This is a genomic window from Streptomyces sp. NPDC044571, assembly GCF_040647115.1.
Lineage (GTDB): Bacteria > Actinomycetota > Actinomycetes > Streptomycetales > Streptomycetaceae > Streptomyces.
The window spans coordinates 88,745-108,806 of sequence record NZ_JBEZBN010000003.1 but is presented as its reverse complement, the minus strand read 5'-3'; the positions used below and the strand labels follow the sequence as shown (position 1 = coordinate 108,806).

Here is a 20,062-nt window from a genome sequence, read left to right as displayed (position 1 = left end):
CGGCCCTTCGCCCCCGCGGGCGGAGGGCCGTCGCCCTTCCTCTTTCCCCTCATCTCTATGCGCGTAGAAGGAAGCACCACATGGACGTCATCTCCGTCATCCGTACCAAGCGGGACCGCGGCGAGCTGAGCCCCGAGCAGATCGACTGGGTCATCGACGCATACACCCGCGGTGTCGTGGCCGACGAGCAGATGTCGGCCCTGGCGATGGCCATCCTGCTCAACGGCATGAACCGGGCCGAGATCGCGCGGTGGACCGCCGCGATGATCGCCTCGGGCGAGCGGATGAACTTCGACTCCCTGTCCCGCCCCACTGCCGACAAGCACTCCACCGGCGGTGTCGGCGACAAGATCACCCTGCCGCTGGCCCCGCTCGTCGCCGCCTGCGGCGCGGCCGTGCCGCAGCTGTCCGGCCGGGGCCTGGGCCACACCGGCGGCACCCTCGACAAGCTGGAGTCCATCCCGGGCTGGCGCGCACTGCTGTCCAACGAGGAGATGCTGCACGTCCTGGAGACCACGGGCGCGGTCATCTGCGCGGCCGGCGACGGCCTCGCGCCCGCCGACAAGAAGCTGTACGCCCTGCGCGACGTGACGGGCACGGTGGAGGCCATTCCGCTGATCGCCTCCTCGATCATGTCGAAGAAGATCGCCGAGGGCACGGGCTCGCTCGTCCTGGACGTCAAGGTCGGCAGCGGCGCCTTCATGAAGAACATCGAGGACGCGCGCGAGCTCGCGCGGACCATGGTCGGCCTGGGCACCGACTCGGGCGTCAAGACCGTGGCCCTGCTCACCGACATGTCCACGCCGCTCGGCCTCACCGCGGGCAATGCGCTGGAGGTCCGCGAGTCGGTGGAGGTCCTGGCGGGCGGCGGCCCGGCCGACGTGGTCGAGCTGACCATCGCGCTGGCCAAGGAGATGCTGGAGGCGGCGGGCATCAAGGACGCCGACCCGGCCAAGGCCCTGGCCGACGGCTCCGCGATGGACCACTGGCGCCGGATGATCGCGGCCCAGGGCGGCGACCCCGACGCGGCCCTCCCGGTGGCCCGCGAGCAGCACGTCGTCACCGCCGCGGCTTCGGGCGTCCTGACCCGGCTCGACGCGTACGCCGTGGGCGTCGGCGCCTGGCGCCTGGGCGCGGGCCGCGCCCGCAAGGAGGACCCGGTGCAGGCGGGCGCCGGCATCGAACTGCACGCGAAGCCGGGCGACACGGTGACCGCGGGCCAGCCGCTGATGACCCTGCACACGGACACCCCGGAGAAGTTCGAGTACGCCCTGGCCGCGCTGGAGGGCTCGCACGACATCGCCCCGGCGGGCACGCCGTTCACGCCGACCCCGATCGTCCTGGACCGCATCGCCTGACCTGCACCCACTCCTGCGGCTGAACGGGACCGGTGGACCACCACCGGTCCCGTTCGCATGCCGGGATGACAGCTGTGACGGCGCGGTCCGCCTCCTCACCCTCGACGCCTCCGACTTCCCCCGCCCGTAGGCGCCGCGGGCCACCGATGAGTTCCGGCGGCCCGGGCAGTCACCCTCTCGTGGAGATCACCCGAGTCGTGCTGCCCGGACCCAGCCCGACCGCGCGCGACGCCGTTCTGCTGTGCGCCTTCCTGGCCAGGCTGTACGACGCCGGGGCGCCGGACGTGGTGTGCGATGCCACCGCCGTCACCGCGCCCGGGCTCGGCGCCGTCGAGGTCCTGGCCAGGCTCCGGCTGACCGCCGAGGGGTACGGGCGGGGTCTCGCCGTGCACGGGGCCGTGCCCCGGCTACGGGCCCTACTGGAGCTCGTCGGACTCGTCGAGCTCCTCGGGGAGGCCGAAGAGAGGGAACCAGCGGGCGGTGTCCAGGAAGGCGTTGAGCCCGACGATCCTGCCCTCTGAGACCTCCAGCACCTGGAGCGCCCACGGGACGTGTCCCGGCGTCCCGTCCTCCCGCGGCCGGTACTGGCCGAAGGCCGGCAGGCCGTTGGCCGTGGTCGGGACGAGGCGCGAGCCCTTGCAGCCGATGCCCTGGTCGAGGTGCCAGGCCGCGATGTCGGCACGCCCCTGGAGCCACAGGTCGAACGGCGGCATCGACAGCACCGCGTCCTCGTGCAGCAGCGTGGTCAGGCGCGAGATGTCGTACGCCTCGAAGGCGGACAGGTACTGCTCCAGCAGCTTCGCCTGGTCCGCGTCCAGCGGGTCCGCCGGCTCGCTCTCCCGGATGTGCCGGCCGGCCAGCGTGGCCCGGGCCCGCTGGAGGGCGCTGTTCACCGAGGCCACCGTCGTGTCCAGCAGCGTCGCGACCTCGTCCGCCTTCCAGGCCAGCACCTCGCGCAGGATCAGCACCGCCCGCTGCTTCGCCGGCAGGTGCTGGAGGGCCGCGACGAACGCCAGCCGCACGGATTCCTTCGCCAGCGCCATCTCCGCCGGGTCCGCGGTCTGCGGGACCACCCGCGCGTCGGGCACCGGCTCCAGCCAGGTCACCTCGGGCCGCTCGTTCAGCACGGCGGAAGCCTGGTGCTGCGGGGCGCTCAGATCCATCGGGCGGGCCCGCTTCTTCCCGGCACTCAGCAGGTCCAGGCAGACGTTCGTGGCGATCCGGTACAGCCACGACCGCAGCGAGGAGCGGCCCTCGAACTTCTCGTGGCTGCGCCAGGCGCGGACATACGTGTCCTGCACCGCGTCCTCGGCGTCGAAGGACGAGCCGAGCATGCGGTAGCAGTAGCCGGTGAGCTCGACCCGGTAGCGGTCCATCGCCGCATCCAGGTCCAGCTCCGGTGGCGTCGTGGCGAGGTCGCTCATGGCTGTCGTTCCCCCAGGTCGGTCCGATACCTCGGAAACTACCCGAGGGGTCCGACAACGGCAGCCGGAAGCGCCTACGTGCCCGGCTTGCGACCGTACACGTACACGTCGTCACCGTTCCCGAGCAGGTTCCAGTACGCCTTGGCGTCGGCGGCCCGCATGTTCACGCAGCCGCCCGAGCCCGGCGGGTTCCACATGCTCTTCGTGGTGGAGTGGAAGGCGATGCCCCCGTCGAAGAACTGCGCGTAGGGCATCGCCACGTCGTAGAGCGTCGACCAGTGGTCGATGCTGCGGTAGTAGATCTTCTTCAGGCCCGTCCGGGTCTCGGTGCCGTCCTTGCCGGTGCGCACCGGGACCGGGCCGTAGCGGAGAGCGGCGCCGTCCTGGACCCAGCTGAGCTGGCGGGTCAGGTCCACGCAGGCGATCCGCCCGAGGTTCACCGGACAGCTGCCGTCCCGGTTGGGGGTGCTGCCCGCCGCCCGCTGGGCCAGCATCGTGCTCATCGTCTGCCAGGTCAGCGGTCCGGCGTAGCCCGCGGTCGGGGTGATGCCGTGTGCGGCCTGGAACGACCGGACGGCACTGCAGTCCGCCGCCGACTGCCTCCCGTCGACCGGCCGCCCCAGGAACTGCTCGACCTGCCGCTGGTACGGCCCGGTGGTCAGGTTGCAGGAGGCGGCCTGAGCCGTCCCGCCCCCGACGGCCACCAGCGGCGCCGCCAGTGCCACCGCCGCGCAGACCAGTGCCGCCCCGTGTCGCTTCGTACGCACCCACATGGATGTCATGTCGGCCTCCCGCCCCACTTCTTCCCGGCGGGAAGGCGCAACGCGCCGGAGCCCGGGGCGGGTTGGCCTCCGGGCTCCGTAAATCACCTCGTACTCCTGCCGTACGGGCGGATACGCGCGCGGTCGTATTCAGCGCGCGGCGGCCAGCGAGGTGTGGCGCCGCTCGGCGCGGGCCGCGCGGGAGCCGTACAAGGTGATCGACACGACGCCGAGGACCGCCAGCAGGGCGATGCCCACCGTGGCCGCCCAGCCCGCCCCGTGGTAGGCGAGCGCGCCGAGCGTGCCGCCCGCGCTGGAGCCGAGGTAGTACGCCGACTGGTACAGCGCCGAGGCCTGCGCGCGGGCCGTCTTCGCCGTCCGGCTGACCGCCGCCGACGCCACCGCGTGCCCCGCGAAGAAGCCCGCGGTGATCAGGACCAGTCCGAGCAGGATCGCGGGCAGCCGGTCCGACAGCGAGAACAGCAGCCCCAGGGCCGTCGTGGTCACCGCCAGGTACAGCGCGCCGCGCCGCCCGGCGCGGGCCACCAGCCGCCCGGCCGCCGCCGAGGAGACCGTACCCACCAGGTAGATCAGGAAGATCGACCCCACCACGCCCTGTCCGAGCGAGAACGGCTCCTCCACCAGCCGGTAGCCGATCACCGTGTAGACGGCGCCGAACACCGTCATGAACAGCGCGCCGATCCCGTACAGCCGCAGCAGCAGCGGATCGCGCAGATGGCCGGCGACCGCGGCGGCGACCGCGCGCGGCGCCGCCCCGGCCGGGCGGAAGAACCGCGCCCGGGGCAGCAGGACCAGGAAGGCCACCGCGCAGAGCAGCGCCATGGCGCCGACGGCCGCGAGCCCGCCCCGCCAGCCCCACGCCTGCGCGGCCCAGCCGGTGACCAGGCGGCCGCTCATGCCGCCGATGGAATTGCCCGCCACGAACAGGCCGATCGCGCCCACCAGCGCCTTCGCCTCGACCTCCTCCGCCAGGTACGCCATCGCGGAGGCCGGGATGCCGGCGATCGCCGCGCCCTGCACGGCGCGCAGCGCCACCAGCCACTCCAGGCCAGGGGCGAACGGCACGAGCACTCCGACGCCCACGGCCACGACCATGGACACCGTCATCATCCGGGTCCGGCCGAACCGCTCGGACAGCGCGCTCAGCGGCAGGACGAACAGGGCGAGCGCCCCGGTGGCCGCGGACACCGTCCAGCTGGCCTGACCCGCCGTCACGCCGAAGCCGTCCGAGATCGCGGGCAGCAGCGCCTGGGTCGAGTAGAGGAGGGCGAAGGTGGCCAGTCCGGCGGCGAAGAGCGCGAGGCTCATCCGGCGGTAGCCGGGGCGGCCGGGGGCGCGGGGCGCGGGGTTTGCGGCGGGGTGCGGGGACAGCGAGGTGGAGGCGCCCGGGATGACGGGCGCCCCGGTATGAGCGGGAGGCATGCAACGACCGTAGACCCGGCCCGTTTCATGCGTCCAATGCACAGATTGGCGATAATCGATCCACTGACGCATCAGCACAGCTCAGAGGGGCGCATGTCAACGAACCGTTACGAAGAAGACATGGCGGTGACAACTCTGCTGGCCCCGCGCCTCGCCTACTTCGCCGCCGTCGCCCGCCACGAGCACGTCACCCGTGCCGCGCAGGAGCTGGGCGTCCCGCAGTCCACCCTGTCGCGGGCCATGGTCCGGCTCGAAGAGGACCTCGGCATCACGCTGTTCGCCCGCAAGGGCCGCACGGTGGCGCTCACCACCGCGGGCCGGACCTTCCTGGCCTCGGCCGAGCAGGCCCTCGCCGAGATCGCCCGCGCCGCCGGATCCGTCCAGCAGGACGCCGATCCCGCCTACGGCAAAGTGGCGTTCGGCTTCCTGCACACCCTCGGCCCCGAGACCGTACCCGGCCTGATCCGGGCCTTCCGGGCCGACCACCCGCGGGTGCGCTTCTCCCTGGTGCAGAACTACGGCGAGGCCATGCTGGAGCGGCTGCGCACCGGCGAGCTCGACCTCTGCCTGACCTCACCCCTGCCCGATGCGCCCGACCTGGTGGCCCGCCGCCTCGACGAGCAGCGGCTGCGCCTGGTCGTTCCCGACGACCACCGCCTCGCCACCCGCAAGCGGATCCGCCTCGCGGAGGCCGCCGAGGAAACCTTCGTCACCCTGGAGCCCGGCTACGGCCTGCGCCGCATCACCGACGACCTGTGCGCCGAAGCCGGGTTCACCCCCCGGGTGGCCTTCGAGGGCGAGGAGGCCGAGACCCTGCGCGGGCTGGTCGCGGCCGGCCTCGGCGTGGCCCTGCTGCCACCGCCCGCCGTGCCCCGCCCCGGCGTGGTCGAGCTGACGGTGACCGCCCCGCGCGCGGTCCGCGAGATCGGCGTGGCCTGGCTCGACGGACACCCCGACACCCCGCCCGTCGCCGAGTTCAAGCGCTTCCTGCTGTCCCGGCGCGGCCGGCTGATCCCCGAACTGGCCGGCGGCCCCGGTCAGGACCCGGCCTTGCCGTCCGGGACCGGTGCGGGGGCCGCGGCGGAGAGCAAGTAGCCCGCCTGGAAGCGGGACTTGGCGCCCACCGCCCGCATGATCTCCGCGATGTGGCGCTGGCAGGTGCGCTCCGACATGCCGAGTCGGCGGGCGATCACCTTGTCCTCCAGCCCCTCCGACAACAACCGTACGATCGTCTGGCGCAGCTCGTCGGAGAGCGAGCGCGCCGCGTCCGGGCTCACCGTCGTGGGGAAGGGCTCCGCACCCGGCCAGGACCGCTCGAAGGCGGACGTCATGAAGTGCACGACGCTCGGCTCGCGCACCACCAGGGCCGCTCCGCTGCGGTCCGGCACCTCCATCAGACCCGTGTGCGCATCGAAGATCAGCATCCGCATCAGGCCGTCGCCCAGGGTGCGCACCTGCGCGCCGAGCGCGGTCACCCGTTCCACGTAGGCCGCCGTCGGCCGCGAATAGCGCGCCGTGTGCTGGTAGATCGTGCGCATCCGCACCCCGCGGGCCAGCAGCGACTCGTCCCGCCCGATCGCCTCCTGGAGCGATTCCAGCGGCCGGCCCCCGCCCGGCTGCGAGGTCAGCAGCTCCCGCTCGCACGCCGCCGCGAGCTCCGCGATCAGCCCGCGCACCGCCCCCAGGTCGGTGACCAACTCCAGCTGCTCCGCGCTGCTGCGCTGCCGGTGCGCCGCCCCGGCCTCGTACGCCGGGACCAGCGCCTCCAGCCGTCCGCGCAGCCGGTCCATCTCGTCGTGGGTCTCCCGGACCAGCAGCGCCAGGGGGGCCAGCGCACGGGCAGCCGCCGCCCGCGGCGCCACCGCGCACCACCGCTCCGGCCCGCTGCCGGGGGTCCGCTGGAGCAGATGGGCGGCGGCCAGCTCGGTGATCGCCGCGCCCGCGCGGGCACCCAGGGCCGCGGTGGCCTCCGCCGCGGCGAAGGAGTGGCGCTCGACGGCGTACGCGTACAGCCGCCGGGCGGCGGGGCTCAGATCGCCTCCGTTTGCGGGGTCGACTGCGTCGGCTGGCATGGGCGTATTCGTCCCGGCTTGCGGATGTTTATAAACCCCTCGGGTTCCCGCAAGGCGGCAAGACGACGCCCGAACCGGCGGTTACGGCATATGCCGGACCGGCACAGTGGAGGCACCGGTGAACGGGGAGCGCCGGTACCGGGGGAGCGCCCGGCCGGGCAGGCGCACGCCGTGGTGGTCACGCCGATCCATCGGTGCCGTCCGACCGTGAGGGGGCGGAGCGGCAGGCACGGACGGACCGGCGCGACCACCGCCGCGCCCGGCACGGCGCCGTACCCGGCACTCCGCGGGGCCCGGGAGGGCACGCCCCGCCCGGGCGGCGGTACTTGCCTAGGCGCCCGCGGCCTTCGCGTAGTCCCCGAAGCCGGTCCAGTCCACGGCGACGCACGGCTCGTCCCCCACGACCCACGCGTCGTGCCCGGGCGAGACCTGCATGAAGTCACCGGGGCCGTAGTCCTCGGCCGCCCCGTCGTCCATGACGACGTGCATCCGCCCGCTCACCACGTAGCCGGTGTGGGCGGACTGGCAGCTGTCCGTCCCGGCCAGCGGCTTGATGTGCTCCGACCAGCGCCAGCCCGGCTCGAACACGGCGCGGCCCACGGGTCCGCCGTCCGCCTGGATCAGGTCCAGCCGACCCTTGCCGTCGGTGAACGGACGGGTCTCGTCGGCGCTGTCGAAGCTCCTGCGCACCATCGGCGCCATGGCGGTACCTCCCGGAAAGAGCACGCCCCGAGTCCACTCCTCACCTTACGCTCGGGGCCCCCATCCCTCATCCCCTCAGCGAACGCCCGAAACCGGAGGCCAGCGGCATCCGCAGACCCAGCGGGGGAGGAGCCGCCAGCGCATCGGTGACCGGTCGCGAGTACCGCCCCGTCACCATCGCACCGAGCACGAAGTCCACGGCCAGCGCCACGACTTCCGCCTGGTGCTCCCGTAACCGGTGCCCGTCGGAGTGCACCTCGAACCGGCACGTCGCCCGGTTCGCCTTCTTCGCCTGCGCCGCCAGCCGAAACGATGCCTCGGGGTCGCTGTGCGCGTCGTTCGTCCCGTGCACGATCAGCACCTGCCGTCCCGAGAGCTGCTTGACCGGTTCGGGCGAGCCGTCCCCCGGCGCCCCGTCCAGCGAAGGGGCGAGCGCCAGAACCGAGTTGACGGCGTCGTGGCCCGCCGCCCGCAGCGCCGCCCGGCCGCCCGCGTCGTAGCCGGCGAGGCACACCGGTACGTCCCCGTACCTGCGCACCACCTCGTCCGCCGCCCACCGGGCGTCCTCCACGCGGTCGGCCCCGCGGCCGTGGAGGACGGAGTGCGTGACCAGGCCCTGGGCCCGGCCCGCCCGGGCCAGGGCCCGCGCGAGCCCGCGCAGCGGGCCGGGGGGCCATCTGGACGCGCCGGGGAGCAGCAGGACCGCCCCGTTGACCGTGCTGTCCGTCGAGACCGAGCCGTTCACGCGGGCCGCCCGCCCCAGGCGGGCTCCGCGCGCCGGCGGCGCATGCTGTGCCATGGCGGAACAGTCTCAGACTGACAGGTGTACGCCACCCGTCCGTACGGTCTCTGTTACATATCGACCCCCGCCGCCGACGCGGTGCTCTACGCGCGTAGGAGTTAGAGTGCGCAGATGACGAGCGAGACCCCCAACCTGCCCACCCCGGATCAGATCCGCCGCTCCCCGAAGGTGCTGCTCCACGACCACCTCGACGGTGGACTGCGCCCCGGGACCATCATCGAGCTGGCCCGCGAAGCCGGCTACGAGAACCTGCCCGAGACCGACGCCGACAAGCTCGGCATCTGGTTCCGCGAGGCCGCCGACTCCGGCTCCCTCCCGCGCTACCTGGAGACGTTCGCGCACACCTGCGCCGTCATGCAGACGAAGGCCGCGCTGTTCCGCGTCGCCGCCGAGTGCGCCGAGGACCTGGCCGAGGACGGCGTGGTGTACGCGGAGATCCGCTACGCCCCCGAGCAGCACCTCGAAGCCGGTCTGACCCTCGAAGAGGTCGTCGAGGCCGTGAACGAGGGCTTCCGCGAGGGCGAGCGCCGCGCGAAGGCCAACGGCCACCGGATCCGCGTCGGCGCCCTCCTCACCGCGATGCGCCATGCCGCCCGCGCCCTGGAGATCGCGGAGCTCGCCAACCGCTACCGCGACAACGGCGTGGTCGGCTTCGACATCGCCGGCGCCGAGGCCGGCTTCCCTCCCACCCGCCACCTGGACGCGTTCGAGTACCTCAAGCGCGAGAACAACCACTTCACCATCCACGCGGGCGAGGCCTTCGGCCTGCCGTCGATCTGGCAGGCCCTCCAGTGGTGCGGCGCCGACCGCCTGGGCCACGGTGTGAAGATCATCGACGACATCGAGGTCGCCGCGGACGGCTCCGTGACGCTGGGCCGCCTGGCCTCGTACGTCCGGGACAAGCGCATCCCCCTGGAGATGTGCCCCACCTCGAACCTGCAGACCGGAGCGGCCGTCTCCTACGCGGAGCACCCCATCGGCCTGCTGCGCAAGCTGCACTTCCGGCTGACGGTCAACACCGACAACCGCCTGATGAGCGGCACCAGCATGAGCCGCGAGTTCGAGCACCTGGTCAGTACCTTCGGCTACACGCTCGACGACATGCAGTGGTTCACCGTCAATGCGATGAAATCCGCGTTCATTCCTTTCGATGAACGACTGGCCATGATCAACGACGTGATCAAGCCGGGCTATGCCGAGCTGAAGTCGGAGTGGCTGTTCCGGCAGACCGCTTCGACCAGCGGTTCCGTATCGGCCTAGGCCACGGCATGACAGACGGAAAGCGTCCGGGAAGCGCAATTCCCGGACGCTTTCTCGTATTTACAGATGTTTGCGGGCGGGGGTTTGAAGTGACTAGTTTGCGGAGCCGCTCAGTTCCCCTTCGCAAGGACTAATCTTCATGAAGAAGTCAGCTGCCAAGACTCTCGGTGTCGCCGCCCTCGGCGCCGCCTTCGCCGCCGTCGCCGCCGGCACCGCATCCGCCGCTGTTCCCGCCATCGGGCTCTCCGACGCGCTGGGTACGGTCACCGGTGCCGCGCAGGGGCTCACGAGCCAGCAGCAGGTGAGCTCCGGGGAAGGCCAGCAGTCCAGCGACCCGGCTGCTCCGATCGGTGAGCTCGCCAACGCGATCGGCCCCACCCTCGGCGGCCTGCCCATCGGTGGTGCCCTCGGCGGCTGATCCGCACCGGATTCGCGCACGGGCACGCGTGGCGCACGCCGGTTCGATCGGGTGTGTGCCACGTCGTGCCATGTGCCACGATCGCCGTCAACCGCCCGCCGACGGCGGGGGAGAGAGGTCATCGGTCATGCGCCTGAAGGCACGCGCCACGGTCACGGCGGCCGCCGCACTGCTGCCCGCCCTCCTCCTGGGGGCCGTGGGCTGCGGCAAGGGCGCCACTGCGCCCGACAAGGCACCGGACCCCAAGGACTCCGCCCCCGTGAGCTCCCCGCCGGCCTCCCCCGCGGGTTCGGCCGTGCCCCAGGCCGCCGCGAGCAAGCTGGAGCGGTCCGCGCTGGAGCAGGGCGACGTGCCCGGCTACCAGATCTCGGCGCAGGGCAAGAACCCCAACGCCCCCGACGGCCAGCCGCAGGCCGACCGCAAGGCCTGTCAGCCGCTGGCCGACATCATGGGCGACAAGCCGGACCCGGCCGCGCAGGAGACCGTCAACCGGGGCGTCGGCTCGCAGAAGCAGGTCGGACTCGCCGTCTCCGCCTCCGTCAGCTCCTACGCCGAGCGCGACGCCAGGACGCTGATCGCCCGCCTCAAGGACGCGGTCGCCGCGTGCGGTACGGGCTTCACCGCCACCGTCGAGAAACAGAGCGGCAGCTACCGCGAGGTGCGGCCCGCCGAGTACCGGACGTCCGGCGACGAGAGCGTCAGCTGGACCACGACCGCGGCCGCCCAGGGCGTCTCCGCGGAGGTCCACCTGGTCGTCGTGCGCCAGGGCTCCACCATCGTGCGGCTGATGGCCCTCAACGTGGCCGCCGGCCGGCAGAAGGCGCAGGTTCCGCACGAGGTGGCGGACAAGCAGCTGGAAAAGGTGCGCGCCGCGCGCTGATCACCACCCGGTGGAAGCGGACTTCTCGTTCGGCAGCAGGACCCACAGCGCCAGGTAGATCAGGAACTGAGGGCCGGGCAGTAGACACGAGACGACGAAGATGAGCCTCATCGTGTTCGCGGAAATACCGAATCGCCGCGCCAGTCCGGCGCAGACGCCGCCGATCCAGCGGCCGTCACGGGGGCGAACAAGGGCGCTCATGGATTCTCCTAAGGGGCCATCGCGGGACCTTTTCCCGCGATGCCTCAATACTCCCGTGGAACCGCGGACAGTACCTCGGTCCAAGGGCCGAGCCCGACCCTGGTAATCCTCGGGGTGGACCCCTGAGACTTCCGTGCGTGCAGCGACCGCCGCAGCCGCGCCCGCAGGACCGGTACGACGGCCACGTGCGCCAGCACCACCCCGACCGTGTTCAGCAGCACCGAGTCAACGTCGACGACCTGGCCGCCCACGCCGCTCTGCATCATCTCGATGCTGAGCGAGACCAGCACGCCCGCGGCGGCGGTCCGCCCCAGCGAGGACCACGCGGCCAGCGGCGAGGGCGCCAGCGTTCCGCTGACCAGGGGCAGGAGCACCCCGAGCGGGGCGAGCAGAGCGAGCGCCTCCCCGATCCGCCGGGCGGCCTCCAGCGGCCCGTAGGCGAGGTCCGCCCTGATCCCCTCCAGCGGGGTCAGATTGGCGGCTGCCGCCCAGGGTACGTCGAGCGGACGCAGAGTGAGCCAGCCGACGAGGAGGAGATGAGCGACCAGCAGGGCCCCGCCCAGGAGCCGGAGCCGGAGGTGTATGGCGGTGGCGGCTCGGTGGCCGACCTCTTGACGCTGCACACCTGCGAGGACGCAGCTCCCGGTGGCCGCGGTTCCGGTCGGTTCGGGTGACCGCCCGAAAAAACGGCGGGCGGCGCCGCACCCCCGCACCCGTACCCGTGCTCTCACGCACGGTGACCGCGCTGCGGGCTCAGCGGGTCGCATAGAGCACGATCAGCAGCACCGCGCCCGCCACGGCGGGCGCAATGATCTCGTACGACCAGTGCACGCTCACGCTGCCCTGCGCTCCCGCGCGGGAGGCGCCGCGCTCGGCCAGCTCGCGCAGCTCGTCCACCACCCGGTCGGCGTGGGCGCGCTGCGGCTCGGCAGCCGCGCCGGGCTGCTCCGGCGCGGCCAGCCCCTTGCCGGTGAGCCCGCCGCGGCGGCTGAACTGCTGCCTGCCGGCCTTCTTGCGCTCGCGCAGCGAGACGGGAACCGACCAGAGCTGGTACTTCGACCCCTCGGCCAGCACTTCCGCGGAGTACCCGGCGCGCACGGCGTCCACCGCGGCCCAGGGCAGCTCGATCACCCGGAACGGGTTCCGTACGCGCATCCGGTCGTCGTTGGCGAAGACCGCCGGGCGGATGGTGAACGCCACCGTCAGCGGGACCAGGAACAGCGCGATGGCCAGGGCGAACCACGGGGTGTTGCCCGACCCCCGTACCACCGCGTCCCCGCACAGCCACGCGATCAGGGCGAGCAGCAGCGCTCCGGTGACGATGGCCATGGGAGAGCGGTAGACCCGGTCGTCGTACACCGGCTCGTCGGTGGGCTGCTGGCTGCTCATGCGCCCGATTGTGCCTCACGCCGTCTCAGCCCACGAGATCGGCGTACACGATGATGTTGTCGGGACGGTGGCCCTCGGTGAGCTCCCCGCCGCACGTGATCAGCCTCAGCTCCGGGCGGGCGGTGTTCCCGTACACCTTGGCGGTCGGGAAGCTCTTCTTGTCGACCTGTTCCAGCTCGCGCACCCGGAAGACCGCGACGCGCCCGTCCGCCCGGCTGACGGTGATCTCGTCACCGGCGTGGATCTTCGAGACGTTGCGCAGGACGGCCGGGCCGCGCACGGTGTCGAAGTGCCCGATCAGCACGGCCGGCCCGGTCTCGCCCGGCGTGACGGCCCGGGTGTACCAGCCGATCCGGTCCCCGTCCGCGACGGAGGGCACCTCGACGGTGCCGTCGGCGGCCAGGCCCAGCTTCAGCAGCGGGCCCGTGTCCACCCCGGCCACGGGGATCCGTACCCGTACCGGCTCCGAGGCGGGCAGTGGGGCGACCGGCGCGGCCGGCGTCGGGGCGGGCGGGGCGGCGGCCTGTGCGGGAGCAGCGGCGGGGTCGGCGATGTGAGGCGGGGGTGTGGGCGCGGCAGGGGCGCCGCCGCAGCCGGTCAGGGCGGCGAGGGTGAGCGGACCGAGCAGGGCGGCGGCGAGCAGGGGGCGGACGGGACGGGCCATGGGGCGCTCCGGGAAACGGGCCCGGCGGGCCGCCGTGGAGGCGGCCCGCCGGAAGGGGGAACGGGAGTCGTGCGCAGGGGCAGGTGTGGCTCAGGCGCCGTTGCGGGCGCGGCGGGAGCGGACCATCAGGGCCGCACCCAGCGCGGCGAGGATCGCGACGAGACCGGCGCCGGCGGCCAGGGTGGTGCTGTTGTCGGTGTCCTCGGCGGCGAAGTCCGCACCGGCGGCGACCGCGCCCTGGGGGACGACCACGGTCTGCGCGCCCGTCTGCGGCTTCACGTCGGCGGCCGGCTTGACGGGGGTCTTGGCGGTCGGCTGCGCGGAGGGCTTGGCGGAGGGCTCGGTCGAGGGCTTGGCCGACGGCTTGGTGGTCGGCGCGGTGGTCGCCGTGGCCTCCGGCAGCAGGTAGAAGTCCGAAGCGCCCTCGCCCTTCCGGTGGACGTTGAGCCCGTAGCGGCCCGCGTCGGTGAGCGTGTACTCGGTGCCCTCGATCACCGCGCTGCGGTGGGAAAGGTCCAGCTTCGCCAGCACGCGGCCCGCCCAGCCGTCGGCCGGCTTCCAGTCCTCGGAGGAGGCGCGGAGCCAGACCTCGGGGCCCTCGGACTCGTTGCGCAGCACCGCGAGCACGTGCTTGTCGACGAGGTGGAGCTCGCCGTCGTAGCGGCCCTTGTCCGCCGCGCCCGCGGAGACGGTGGTCACCGTCGACACCGGGGTGGCGGCCTGCGGGGCGGGCGCGGCGAGCGCGGTCGCAGCCGGCGTGAGCAGGGCCCCGGCGAGGGCGGCGGTGACGATCGAGGTGCGGAGGGCGGAACGCATAACGACTCCTGAAGCTGTGTCGCGGAGAGGTGGGAGAGTCGCATGCCGCGTTTTCTCTGTCGGGCTTTCATCCGGTGAGGTCTGGCGGGCTGCTGAAGAGAAATTTACGGATCTTGTTCGACTGGATCATGGGGTTCCTGTCTTCGCCGTGTAACAGGAAAAGCGGAGGTCAGCGGTCCGCAGGCAAGGCCGCAGCGGGACCCTTGCCCCGCCCGGATGTCGCCCGCCCCGCACAGATGTGCACGTGCGGGGGGTGACAGGTCGCTACGCGCGTAGATATGCTCATCTGGTGACCATGCCCACCACCCTCACCGCATTCGCTGACGTGACGACGTCCGACAGTGCGCTGCGCCGCTTCCTGCACGGGCTGCCCGGCGTAGACGCCGTCGGCCTGGAGGCCCGCGCGGCCGCGCTCGGTACCCGTTCGATCAAGACCACGGCCAAGGCGTACGCCATCGACCTGGCCATCTCGATGATCGACCTGACCACGCTTGAGGGTGCGGACACCCCGGGCAAGGTACGGGCCCTCGCCGCCAAGGCCGTCATCCCCGACCCGACCGACCGTACGACCCCCATGACCGCCGCGGTCTGCGTCTACCCGGACATGGTGGCCACCGCCAAGGCCGCCCTGAACGGCGCCGACGTGAAGGTGGCGTCCGTCGCGACCGCCTTCCCGGCCGGCCGCGCCGCGCTGGCCGTCAAGCTCGCGGACACCCGGGACGCCGTCGCCGCAGGCGCCGACGAGATCGACATGGTCATCGACCGTGGCGCCTTCCTCGCCGGCCGCTACCTGGAGACGTACGAGCTGATCAAGGCCATCAAGGAGGCGTGCGTCCGCGAGGACGGCAGCGCCGCCCGGCTGAAGGTCATCTTCGAGACCGGCGAACTGTCGACCTACGACAACATCCGCCGCGCCTCCTGGATCGGCATGCTCGCGGGTGCCGACTTCATCAAGACCTCCACCGGCAAGGTCGGGGTCAACGCCACCCCCGCCAACACCCTGCTGATGCTCGAAGCCGTCCGCGACTTCAAGGAGCAGACTGGAATCCAGATCGGCGTGAAGCCGGCCGGCGGCATCCGGACCACCAAGGACGCCATCAAGTTCCTGGTCCTGGTCAACGAGACCGTGGGCGCGGACTGGCTGACCAACGAGTGGTTCCGCTTCGGAGCCTCCAGCCTGCTGAACGACCTGCTCATGCAGCGCCAGAAGCTGAGCACCGGGCGTTACTCCGGTCCCGACTACGTGACGGTGGACTGAGACCATCATGAACAAGCCTTCCCCCTTCGAGTACGCGCCGGCTCCCGAGTCCCGCTCGGTCGTCGACATCGCCCCCTCCTACGGCCTCTTCATCGACGGTGAGTTCACCGACTCCGCCGACGGCAGGGTCTTCAAGACCGTCTCGCCGTCGTCCGAGGAAGTCCTCTCCGAGGTCGCCCAGGCCGGCGCCGCCGACGTGGACCGCGCCGTCAGGGCCGCCCGCAAGGCCTTCGAGAAGTGGTCCGCGCTGCCGGGCTCCGAGCGCGCCAAGTACCTCTTCCGCATCGCCCGGATCATCCAGGAGCGCAGCCGCGAGCTGGCCGTCCTGGAGACCCTGGACAACGGCAAGCCGATCAAGGAGACCCGCGACGCGGACCTCCCGCTCGTCGCCGCGCACTTCTTCTACTACGCGGGCTGGGCCGACAAGCTCGACCACGCGGGCTACGGTGCGAACCCGCGTCCGCTCGGCGTCGCCGGCCAGGTCATCCCGTGGAACTTCCCGCTGCTGATGCTGGCGTGGAAGATCGCCCCGGCGCTCGCGACCGGCAACACCGTCGTCCTCAAGCCCGCGGAGACCACCCCGCTGTCCGCCCTGTTCTTCGCGGACATCTGCCGCCAGGCCGGCCTGCCCAGGGGTGTCGTCAACATCCTCACGGGCTACGGGGACGCGGGCGCGGCCCTCGTCGAGCACCCCGACGTCAACAAGGTCGCCTTCACCGGCTCGACCGCGGTCGGCAAGGCCATCGCCCGCCAGATCGCCGGCACCGACAAGAAGGTCACCCTGGAGCTGGGCGGCAAGGGCGCCAACATCGTCTTCGACGACGCCCCCATCGACCAGGCCGTCGAGGGCATCGTCAACGGCATCTTCTTCAACCAGGGCCAGGTCTGCTGCGCGGGCTCGCGCCTGCTGGTCCAGGAGTCGATCCACGACGAGCTGCTCGACTCCCTCAAGCGGCGCCTGTCCACGCTGCGCCTCGGCGACCCGCTGGACAAGAACACCGACATCGGCGCGATCAACTCCGCCGAGCAGCTGGCCCGGATCACCGCGCTCGCCGACACCGGTGAGGCCGAGGGAGCCGAGCGCTGGTCCCCGGCGTGCGAGCTGCCGTCCGCCGGTTACTGGTTCGCCCCGACGCTCTTCACGAACGTCACCCAGGCGCACACCGTCGCCCGCGACGAGATCTTCGGCCCGGTGCTGTCCGTGCTGACCTTCCGTACGCCCGACGAGGCCGTCGCCAAGGCCAACAACAGCCAGTACGGCCTGTCCGCCGGCATCTGGACCGAGAAGGGCTCGCGCATCCTCGCGGTCGCGAACAAGCTCCGCGCCGGCGTGGTGTGGGCCAACACGTTCAACAAGTTCGACCCGACCTCGCCCTTCGGCGGCTACAAGGAGTCCGGCTTCGGCCGTGAGGGCGGGCGCCACGGCCTGGAGGCTTACCTCGATGTCTGAGTCGACGACCACGCGTCTTTCCGTCTTCAAGACCTACAAGCTGTACGTGGGCGGGAAGTTCCCGCGTTCCGAGAGCGGCCGGGTGTACGAGGTGAGCGACTCCAAGGGCAGGTGGCTGGCCAACGCCCCCCTCGCCTCCCGCAAGGACGCCCGTGACGCGGTCGTCGCGGCCCGCAAGGCCTTCGGCGGCTGGGCGGGCGCGACCGCCTACAACCGCGGGCAGATCCTCTACCGCATCGCCGAGATGCTGGAGGGCCGCCGGGACCAGTTCGTCCGCGAGGTGGGCGAGGCCGAGGGCCTGTCCAAGTCCAAGGCGGCGGCGGTCGTCGACGCGGCCATCGACCGCTGGGTCTGGTACGCGGGCTGGACCGACAAGATCGCCCAGATCGCGGGCGGGACCAACCCGGTCGCGGGCCCCTTCTTCAACCTGTCCACCCCGGAGCCCACCGGTGTCGTCGCGGTCGTCGCTCCGCAGGACTCGTCCTTCCTTGGTCTGATCTCCGTGATCGCCCCGGTGATCGCCACCGGCAACACCGCGGTCGTCATCGCCGGCGAGAAGGCGCCCCTGCCGGCCCTCTCCCTCGGTGAGGTGCTGGCCACGTCCGACCTGCCGGGCGGCGTGGTCAACATCCTGTCCGGCAAGGCCGCCGAAATGGGTCCGCACCTGGCGGCCCACCAGGACGTCAATGCGATCGACCTGGCGGGTGCCGACCCGGCGCTCGCGAAGGAGCTGGAGATCGCGGCGGCGGACAACCTCAAGCGCGTCCTGCGTCCACAGCCTGTGGACGACTGGAGCGCCGACCCGGGCACGGCGCGGATGACGGCCTTCCTGGAGACCAAGACCGTCTGGCACCCCACGGGTTCGCTGGGCGCGTCGGGCTCGTCGTACTAGACGGGCCGCGCGAAGAACCGGCCCCGGCAGCGTCCAGCGCTGCCGGGGCCGTTCGCTTGTTCCCCGTCCTCCGCTTTACGTTCTCCGTTTTCCCCTTTCCGCCGGCTACTTCGCGCCGGGGAGCAGCGGCCCGAGCAGCGAGGACGCGGCGGCCTGGGGCAGCTCGCCGACCGAGGGGCCCTGGGTCAGGGTGCCCGTGACCATGCCGGTGCCGAGCGCGGGGAAGTCCGCGACCTTGGCGCCGATGCCGTTGTCCAGGGGATCCACTCCGGTGTGGGCCAGCGGGTTCACCTTGAGGTTCGCGATCGGGTCGGTGACCCCGGCGAGGGCCGCCGGCACCGAGAGCTCGCCCGCCTGGGCGCCGCTCGCGGCCATCGCGAGGGCCGCGCCGGCCATCGAGAGGGTGAGGCCTGCGGTGCGCAGCGTGGTGCCGGTGGAGCGCTGGGGGGCTGCGTGACGTGCCATGGTTTCCCGCCTGTGGTCGTAGTCGCGTGCGCACGCAGCGTAGTTGAGGTGTGATCCTGGATACCAACCGGTCACCCGGAGGATCCCCTACGCGGGGTAATGCTTCACACTGGTGTCCCGTGAGCTCTCCTCTGCCTACGCGTGTCGTGCTGCTGACCGGACCCTCGGGATCCGGCAAGTCCTCGCTCGCGGCCCGGTCCGGGCTTCCGGTGCTGCGCCTGGACGACTTCTACAAGGAGGGCGACGACCCGACCCTGCCGGTGGTCGAGGGAAGCTCCGACATCGACTGGGACTCCCCGCTGTCCTGGGACGCGGACGTCGCCGTGGCGGCGGTCGCGGAGCTGTGCCGGACGGGCCGTACCGAGGTGCCGGTGTACGACATCGCCACCTCCGCGCGCACGGGCACCGAGACGCTGGACATCGCCCGCACCCCCCTGTTCATCGCGGAGGGCATCTTCGCGGCCGACATCGCGGCGCGCTGCCGGGAACTCGGGCTGCTGGCCGATGCGATCTGCCTGCGGGGCCGCCCGTCGACCACCTTCCGGCGCCGCCTCGCCCGCGATCTGCGCGAGGGCCGCAAGTCGGTGCTCTTCCTGCTGCGCAGGGGCTACCGGCTGATGCGGGCCGAGCGGAGCATCGTGGCCCGCCACATCGCCCTCGGCGCGTACGCCTGCGGCAGTGACGAGGCCCTGGGCCGTCTGGCGGCAGCCGCAGCCGGCCGCCACCGGACCGCCGCCGCGGCCGTGTGACCGCCGCGCCGCGCACCCCGGCACCTGCGTCTGCGGCCTGCGCCTGCGCCTGGGCATGACGAAAAGGCGGGACCGTGCGGACCCCCGGCCGCTCGATCCCGCCTTCTCCCCCCGTGGCCCCCGCCCCACCCCCGAAGGGCGGCCCCCCTGGCCGGTGGTCTGTGTGGGCCCTGCGGCCCGTGGTCCCCTGTGGCTCCGTCAGGCGACGAGCTCCTCGAAGGATTCCGCCTCGTCGCGGCCGAAGCTCAGCACCTCGTCGTCCCGCAGGCGCCGCAGCGAGCGCCAGATGCTGGACTTCACGGTGCCGACGCTGATGCCGAGGATCTCCGCGATCTCCGGGTCCGTACGGCCCTCGTAGTAGCGCAGGACCAGCATCGTGCGCTGCGGCTCCGGGATGCGGGCCAGCGCCTGCCACAGCACCGCGCGCAGTTCCGTACCCCGCATCGCGTCCGTGTCGGTGGCCGTCTCCGGCAGCTCCTCCGTCGGGTACTCGTTCAGCTTGCGGCGGCGCCACGCGCTGATGTGCAGGTTCGTCATCGTCCGCCGCAGGTATCCGCCGACGGCCGCCTTGTCGCTGATCCGGTCCCACGCCCGGTACGTCGAGAACAGCGCGCTCTGCAGCAGGTCCTCGGCCTCGTAGCGGTCACCGGTCAGGTGGAAGGCCGTCGCGTAGAGGGCCGCCCGGCGCTCCTGGACGTAGGCCGTGAACTCCGCCTCCGAGGTGGAGGACGGCGACTGGGCCGGAGCCGAGGAGGGCGTGCGGTACGTGTTCGCGTCGATGGCCACCGTGTGCGCCGGCCGCGGACGGGCGACCGTCGCCGTACGGACACCCGCCCGGCGGTTCACATCGTGCAGCCGCGTGACAACCGCGCTGGTGGTGGTGCTGTGCAGCGTGTTCATCTCGCGCCCCCCGTCGTGGAGTCTGCTTCGGATCCTGCTGGGTCCCTGTTTCGTTGACAGAAGCCTGCCCGGCCGACTTAACCGGGGTGTCCGCCGACTGTCACAGGCCTGTCACAGCGGCCGCGCCGAGATCCGCCGCGCCCGACGGTCGAACTCCC

The 20,062-nt window shown here is 72.3% G+C and carries 23 protein-coding genes; 10 read left to right on the top strand and 13 right to left on the bottom strand.

Annotated features, from left to right (window positions below):
- The first annotated feature begins 80 nt into the window (after positions 1-80).
- Both AB0B01_RS02710 and AB0B01_RS02705 read left to right on the top strand, forming a co-directional pair.
- Positions 81-1,358, top strand: a complete 1,278-nt coding sequence (locus AB0B01_RS02710; protein ID WP_361712159.1) for a thymidine phosphorylase — start codon at positions 81-83, stop codon at positions 1,356-1,358.
- A gap of 179 nt (positions 1,359-1,537) precedes the next feature.
- Positions 1,538-1,879 (top strand): STAS domain-containing protein, encoded by a 342-nt coding sequence (locus tag AB0B01_RS02705; RefSeq protein WP_361712158.1) that lies wholly within the window; start codon positions 1,538-1,540, stop codon positions 1,877-1,879.
- On the opposite strand, the gene AB0B01_RS02700 is transcribed toward AB0B01_RS02705, so the two are convergent.
- The 3 genes from AB0B01_RS02700 to AB0B01_RS02690 all read right to left on the bottom strand — a co-directional run bounded on the left by AB0B01_RS02700 (position 1,775) and on the right by AB0B01_RS02690 (position 4,986).
- Positions 1,775-2,782, bottom strand: coding sequence for a sigma-70 family RNA polymerase sigma factor (locus AB0B01_RS02700; RefSeq protein ID WP_361712157.1), 1,008 nt, complete (start codon positions 2,780-2,782; stop codon positions 1,775-1,777). The genes AB0B01_RS02705 and AB0B01_RS02700 overlap by 105 nt on opposite strands.
- Positions 2,783-2,856: 74 nt before the next feature.
- Positions 2,857-3,555 (bottom strand): L,D-transpeptidase family protein, encoded by a 699-nt coding sequence (locus AB0B01_RS02695; protein WP_361712267.1) that lies wholly within the window; start codon positions 3,553-3,555, stop codon positions 2,857-2,859.
- A 138-nt stretch (positions 3,556-3,693) separates the two neighbouring features.
- Positions 3,694-4,986: an MFS transporter gene (locus AB0B01_RS02690; protein WP_361712156.1), complete on the bottom strand. Its 1,293-nt coding sequence runs from the start codon at positions 4,984-4,986 to the stop codon at positions 3,694-3,696.
- 63 nt (positions 4,987-5,049) lie between these two features.
- Between AB0B01_RS02690 and AB0B01_RS02685 the strand changes: the two genes are divergently transcribed.
- Positions 5,050-6,081: a LysR family transcriptional regulator gene (locus AB0B01_RS02685; RefSeq protein WP_361712265.1), complete on the top strand. Its 1,032-nt coding sequence runs from the start codon at positions 5,050-5,052 to the stop codon at positions 6,079-6,081.
- On the opposite strand, the gene AB0B01_RS02680 is transcribed toward AB0B01_RS02685, so the two are convergent.
- From AB0B01_RS02680 to AB0B01_RS02670, 3 genes are all read right to left on the bottom strand, one after another.
- Positions 6,024-7,058 (bottom strand): helix-turn-helix transcriptional regulator, encoded by a 1,035-nt coding sequence (locus tag AB0B01_RS02680; RefSeq protein ID WP_361712155.1) that lies wholly within the window; start codon positions 7,056-7,058, stop codon positions 6,024-6,026. The two genes, AB0B01_RS02685 and AB0B01_RS02680, sit on opposite strands and share 58 nt — an antisense overlap.
- Before the next feature lie 330 nt (positions 7,059-7,388).
- Positions 7,389-7,760, bottom strand: coding sequence for a cupin domain-containing protein (locus AB0B01_RS02675; protein ID WP_361712154.1), 372 nt, complete (start codon positions 7,758-7,760; stop codon positions 7,389-7,391).
- A gap of 67 nt (positions 7,761-7,827) precedes the next feature.
- Positions 7,828-8,559 carry an alpha/beta hydrolase gene (locus AB0B01_RS02670; RefSeq protein WP_361712153.1) on the bottom strand — a complete coding sequence of 244 codons (732 nt, stop codon included), beginning with the start codon at positions 8,557-8,559 and terminating at the stop codon, positions 7,828-7,830.
- Positions 8,560-8,673: 114 nt separating this feature from the next.
- On the opposite strand from AB0B01_RS02670, the gene AB0B01_RS02665 reads away from it, so the two are divergent.
- The 3 genes from AB0B01_RS02665 (at position 8,674) to AB0B01_RS02655 (ending at position 11,120) form a co-directional block, all read left to right on the top strand.
- Positions 8,674-9,822, top strand: coding sequence for an adenosine deaminase (locus tag AB0B01_RS02665; protein WP_361712152.1), 1,149 nt, complete (start codon positions 8,674-8,676; stop codon positions 9,820-9,822).
- 139 nt (positions 9,823-9,961) lie between these two features.
- Positions 9,962-10,240 (top strand): hypothetical protein, encoded by a 279-nt coding sequence (locus AB0B01_RS02660; protein WP_361712151.1) that lies wholly within the window; start codon positions 9,962-9,964, stop codon positions 10,238-10,240.
- A 127-nt stretch (positions 10,241-10,367) separates the two neighbouring features.
- Positions 10,368-11,120 (top strand): hypothetical protein, encoded by a 753-nt coding sequence (locus tag AB0B01_RS02655; RefSeq protein WP_361712150.1) that lies wholly within the window; start codon positions 10,368-10,370, stop codon positions 11,118-11,120.
- On the opposite strand, the gene AB0B01_RS02650 is transcribed toward AB0B01_RS02655, so the two are convergent.
- The 5 genes from AB0B01_RS02650 to AB0B01_RS02630 all read right to left on the bottom strand — a co-directional run bounded on the left by AB0B01_RS02650 (position 11,121) and on the right by AB0B01_RS02630 (position 14,190).
- Entirely contained in the window at positions 11,121-11,321 is a 201-nt protein-coding gene (locus AB0B01_RS02650; RefSeq protein WP_361712149.1) for a PspC domain-containing protein, read from the bottom strand.
- Between the two features lie 44 nt (positions 11,322-11,365).
- Positions 11,366-11,905, bottom strand: coding sequence for a VanZ family protein (locus AB0B01_RS02645; RefSeq protein WP_361712263.1), 540 nt, complete (start codon positions 11,903-11,905; stop codon positions 11,366-11,368).
- Positions 11,906-12,074: 169 nt separating this feature from the next.
- Positions 12,075-12,710, bottom strand: a complete 636-nt coding sequence (locus AB0B01_RS02640; RefSeq protein WP_361712148.1) for a PH domain-containing protein — start codon at positions 12,708-12,710, stop codon at positions 12,075-12,077.
- 25 nt (positions 12,711-12,735) lie between these two features.
- Complete coding sequence (locus AB0B01_RS02635; RefSeq protein WP_361712147.1) at positions 12,736-13,374, bottom strand: class F sortase; 639 nt, start codon at positions 13,372-13,374, stop codon at positions 12,736-12,738.
- A 90-nt stretch (positions 13,375-13,464) separates the two neighbouring features.
- Complete coding sequence (locus tag AB0B01_RS02630) at positions 13,465-14,190, bottom strand: hypothetical protein (RefSeq protein ID WP_361712146.1); 726 nt, start codon at positions 14,188-14,190, stop codon at positions 13,465-13,467.
- Between the two features lie 295 nt (positions 14,191-14,485).
- Here AB0B01_RS02630 and deoC point away from each other — a divergent pair, with 295 nt between their 5' ends.
- The 3 genes from deoC to AB0B01_RS02615 are packed head-to-tail and all read left to right on the top strand — an operon-like array spanning position 14,486 to position 17,790.
- On the top strand, positions 14,486-15,448 hold the full coding sequence (deoC, locus tag AB0B01_RS02625; RefSeq protein WP_361712261.1) for a deoxyribose-phosphate aldolase: 963 nt from the start codon (positions 14,486-14,488) through the stop codon (positions 15,446-15,448).
- Between the two features lie 7 nt (positions 15,449-15,455).
- Positions 15,456-16,898, top strand: coding sequence for an aldehyde dehydrogenase family protein (locus AB0B01_RS02620; protein ID WP_361712145.1), 1,443 nt, complete (start codon positions 15,456-15,458; stop codon positions 16,896-16,898).
- Entirely contained in the window at positions 16,891-17,790 is a 900-nt protein-coding gene (locus AB0B01_RS02615; RefSeq protein WP_361712144.1) for an aldehyde dehydrogenase family protein, read from the top strand. Before AB0B01_RS02620 ends, AB0B01_RS02615 begins: the two co-directional genes overlap by 8 nt.
- Positions 17,791-17,895: 105 nt before the next feature.
- Here the strand turns inward: AB0B01_RS02615 and AB0B01_RS02610 are convergent, their stop codons facing one another.
- Positions 17,896-18,255, bottom strand: coding sequence for a hypothetical protein (locus AB0B01_RS02610; RefSeq protein ID WP_361712143.1), 360 nt, complete (start codon positions 18,253-18,255; stop codon positions 17,896-17,898).
- A gap of 53 nt (positions 18,256-18,308) precedes the next feature.
- Between AB0B01_RS02610 and AB0B01_RS02605 the strand changes: the two genes are divergently transcribed.
- Positions 18,309-19,004, top strand: coding sequence for a uridine kinase (locus AB0B01_RS02605; RefSeq protein ID WP_361712259.1), 696 nt, complete (start codon positions 18,309-18,311; stop codon positions 19,002-19,004).
- Between the two features lie 198 nt (positions 19,005-19,202).
- On the opposite strand, the gene AB0B01_RS02600 is transcribed toward AB0B01_RS02605, so the two are convergent.
- The gene (locus tag AB0B01_RS02600) at positions 19,203-19,904 is read right to left on the bottom strand and encodes a SigE family RNA polymerase sigma factor (RefSeq protein WP_361712142.1); all 702 of its coding nucleotides are present in this window, start codon (positions 19,902-19,904) and stop codon (positions 19,203-19,205) included.
- Positions 19,905-20,062 lie beyond the last annotated feature (158 nt).

Coding starts and splice junctions, on each gene's coding strand:
- AB0B01_RS02710 (WP_361712159.1), top strand. CDS start 81: ATGGACGTCATCTCCGTCATCCGTACCAAGCGGGACCGCGGCGAGCTG.
- AB0B01_RS02700 (WP_361712157.1), bottom strand. CDS start 2,782: ATGAGCGACCTCGCCACGACGCCACCGGAGCTGGACCTGGATGCGGCG.
- AB0B01_RS02695 (WP_361712267.1), bottom strand. CDS start 3,555: ATGTGGGTGCGTACGAAGCGACACGGGGCGGCACTGGTCTGCGCGGCG.
- AB0B01_RS02690 (WP_361712156.1), bottom strand. CDS start 4,986: ATGCCTCCCGCTCATACCGGGGCGCCCGTCATCCCGGGCGCCTCCACC.
- AB0B01_RS02680 (WP_361712155.1), bottom strand. CDS start 7,058: ATGCCAGCCGACGCAGTCGACCCCGCAAACGGAGGCGATCTGAGCCCC.
- AB0B01_RS02675 (WP_361712154.1), bottom strand. CDS start 7,760: ATGGCGCCGATGGTGCGCAGGAGCTTCGACAGCGCCGACGAGACCCGT.
- AB0B01_RS02670 (WP_361712153.1), bottom strand. CDS start 8,559: ATGGCACAGCATGCGCCGCCGGCGCGCGGAGCCCGCCTGGGGCGGGCG.
- AB0B01_RS02665 (WP_361712152.1), top strand. CDS start 8,674: ATGACGAGCGAGACCCCCAACCTGCCCACCCCGGATCAGATCCGCCGC.
- AB0B01_RS02660 (WP_361712151.1), top strand. CDS start 9,962: ATGAAGAAGTCAGCTGCCAAGACTCTCGGTGTCGCCGCCCTCGGCGCC.
- AB0B01_RS02655 (WP_361712150.1), top strand. CDS start 10,368: ATGCGCCTGAAGGCACGCGCCACGGTCACGGCGGCCGCCGCACTGCTG.
- AB0B01_RS02650 (WP_361712149.1), bottom strand. CDS start 11,321: ATGAGCGCCCTTGTTCGCCCCCGTGACGGCCGCTGGATCGGCGGCGTC.
- AB0B01_RS02640 (WP_361712148.1), bottom strand. CDS start 12,710: ATGAGCAGCCAGCAGCCCACCGACGAGCCGGTGTACGACGACCGGGTC.
- AB0B01_RS02635 (WP_361712147.1), bottom strand. CDS start 13,374: ATGGCCCGTCCCGTCCGCCCCCTGCTCGCCGCCGCCCTGCTCGGTCCG.
- AB0B01_RS02630 (WP_361712146.1), bottom strand. CDS start 14,190: ATGCGTTCCGCCCTCCGCACCTCGATCGTCACCGCCGCCCTCGCCGGG.
- deoC (WP_361712261.1), top strand. CDS start 14,486: ATGCCCACCACCCTCACCGCATTCGCTGACGTGACGACGTCCGACAGT.
- AB0B01_RS02620 (WP_361712145.1), top strand. CDS start 15,456: ATGAACAAGCCTTCCCCCTTCGAGTACGCGCCGGCTCCCGAGTCCCGC.
- AB0B01_RS02615 (WP_361712144.1), top strand. CDS start 16,891: ATGTCTGAGTCGACGACCACGCGTCTTTCCGTCTTCAAGACCTACAAG.
- AB0B01_RS02610 (WP_361712143.1), bottom strand. CDS start 18,255: ATGGCACGTCACGCAGCCCCCCAGCGCTCCACCGGCACCACGCTGCGC.
- AB0B01_RS02600 (WP_361712142.1), bottom strand. CDS start 19,904: ATGAACACGCTGCACAGCACCACCACCAGCGCGGTTGTCACGCGGCTG.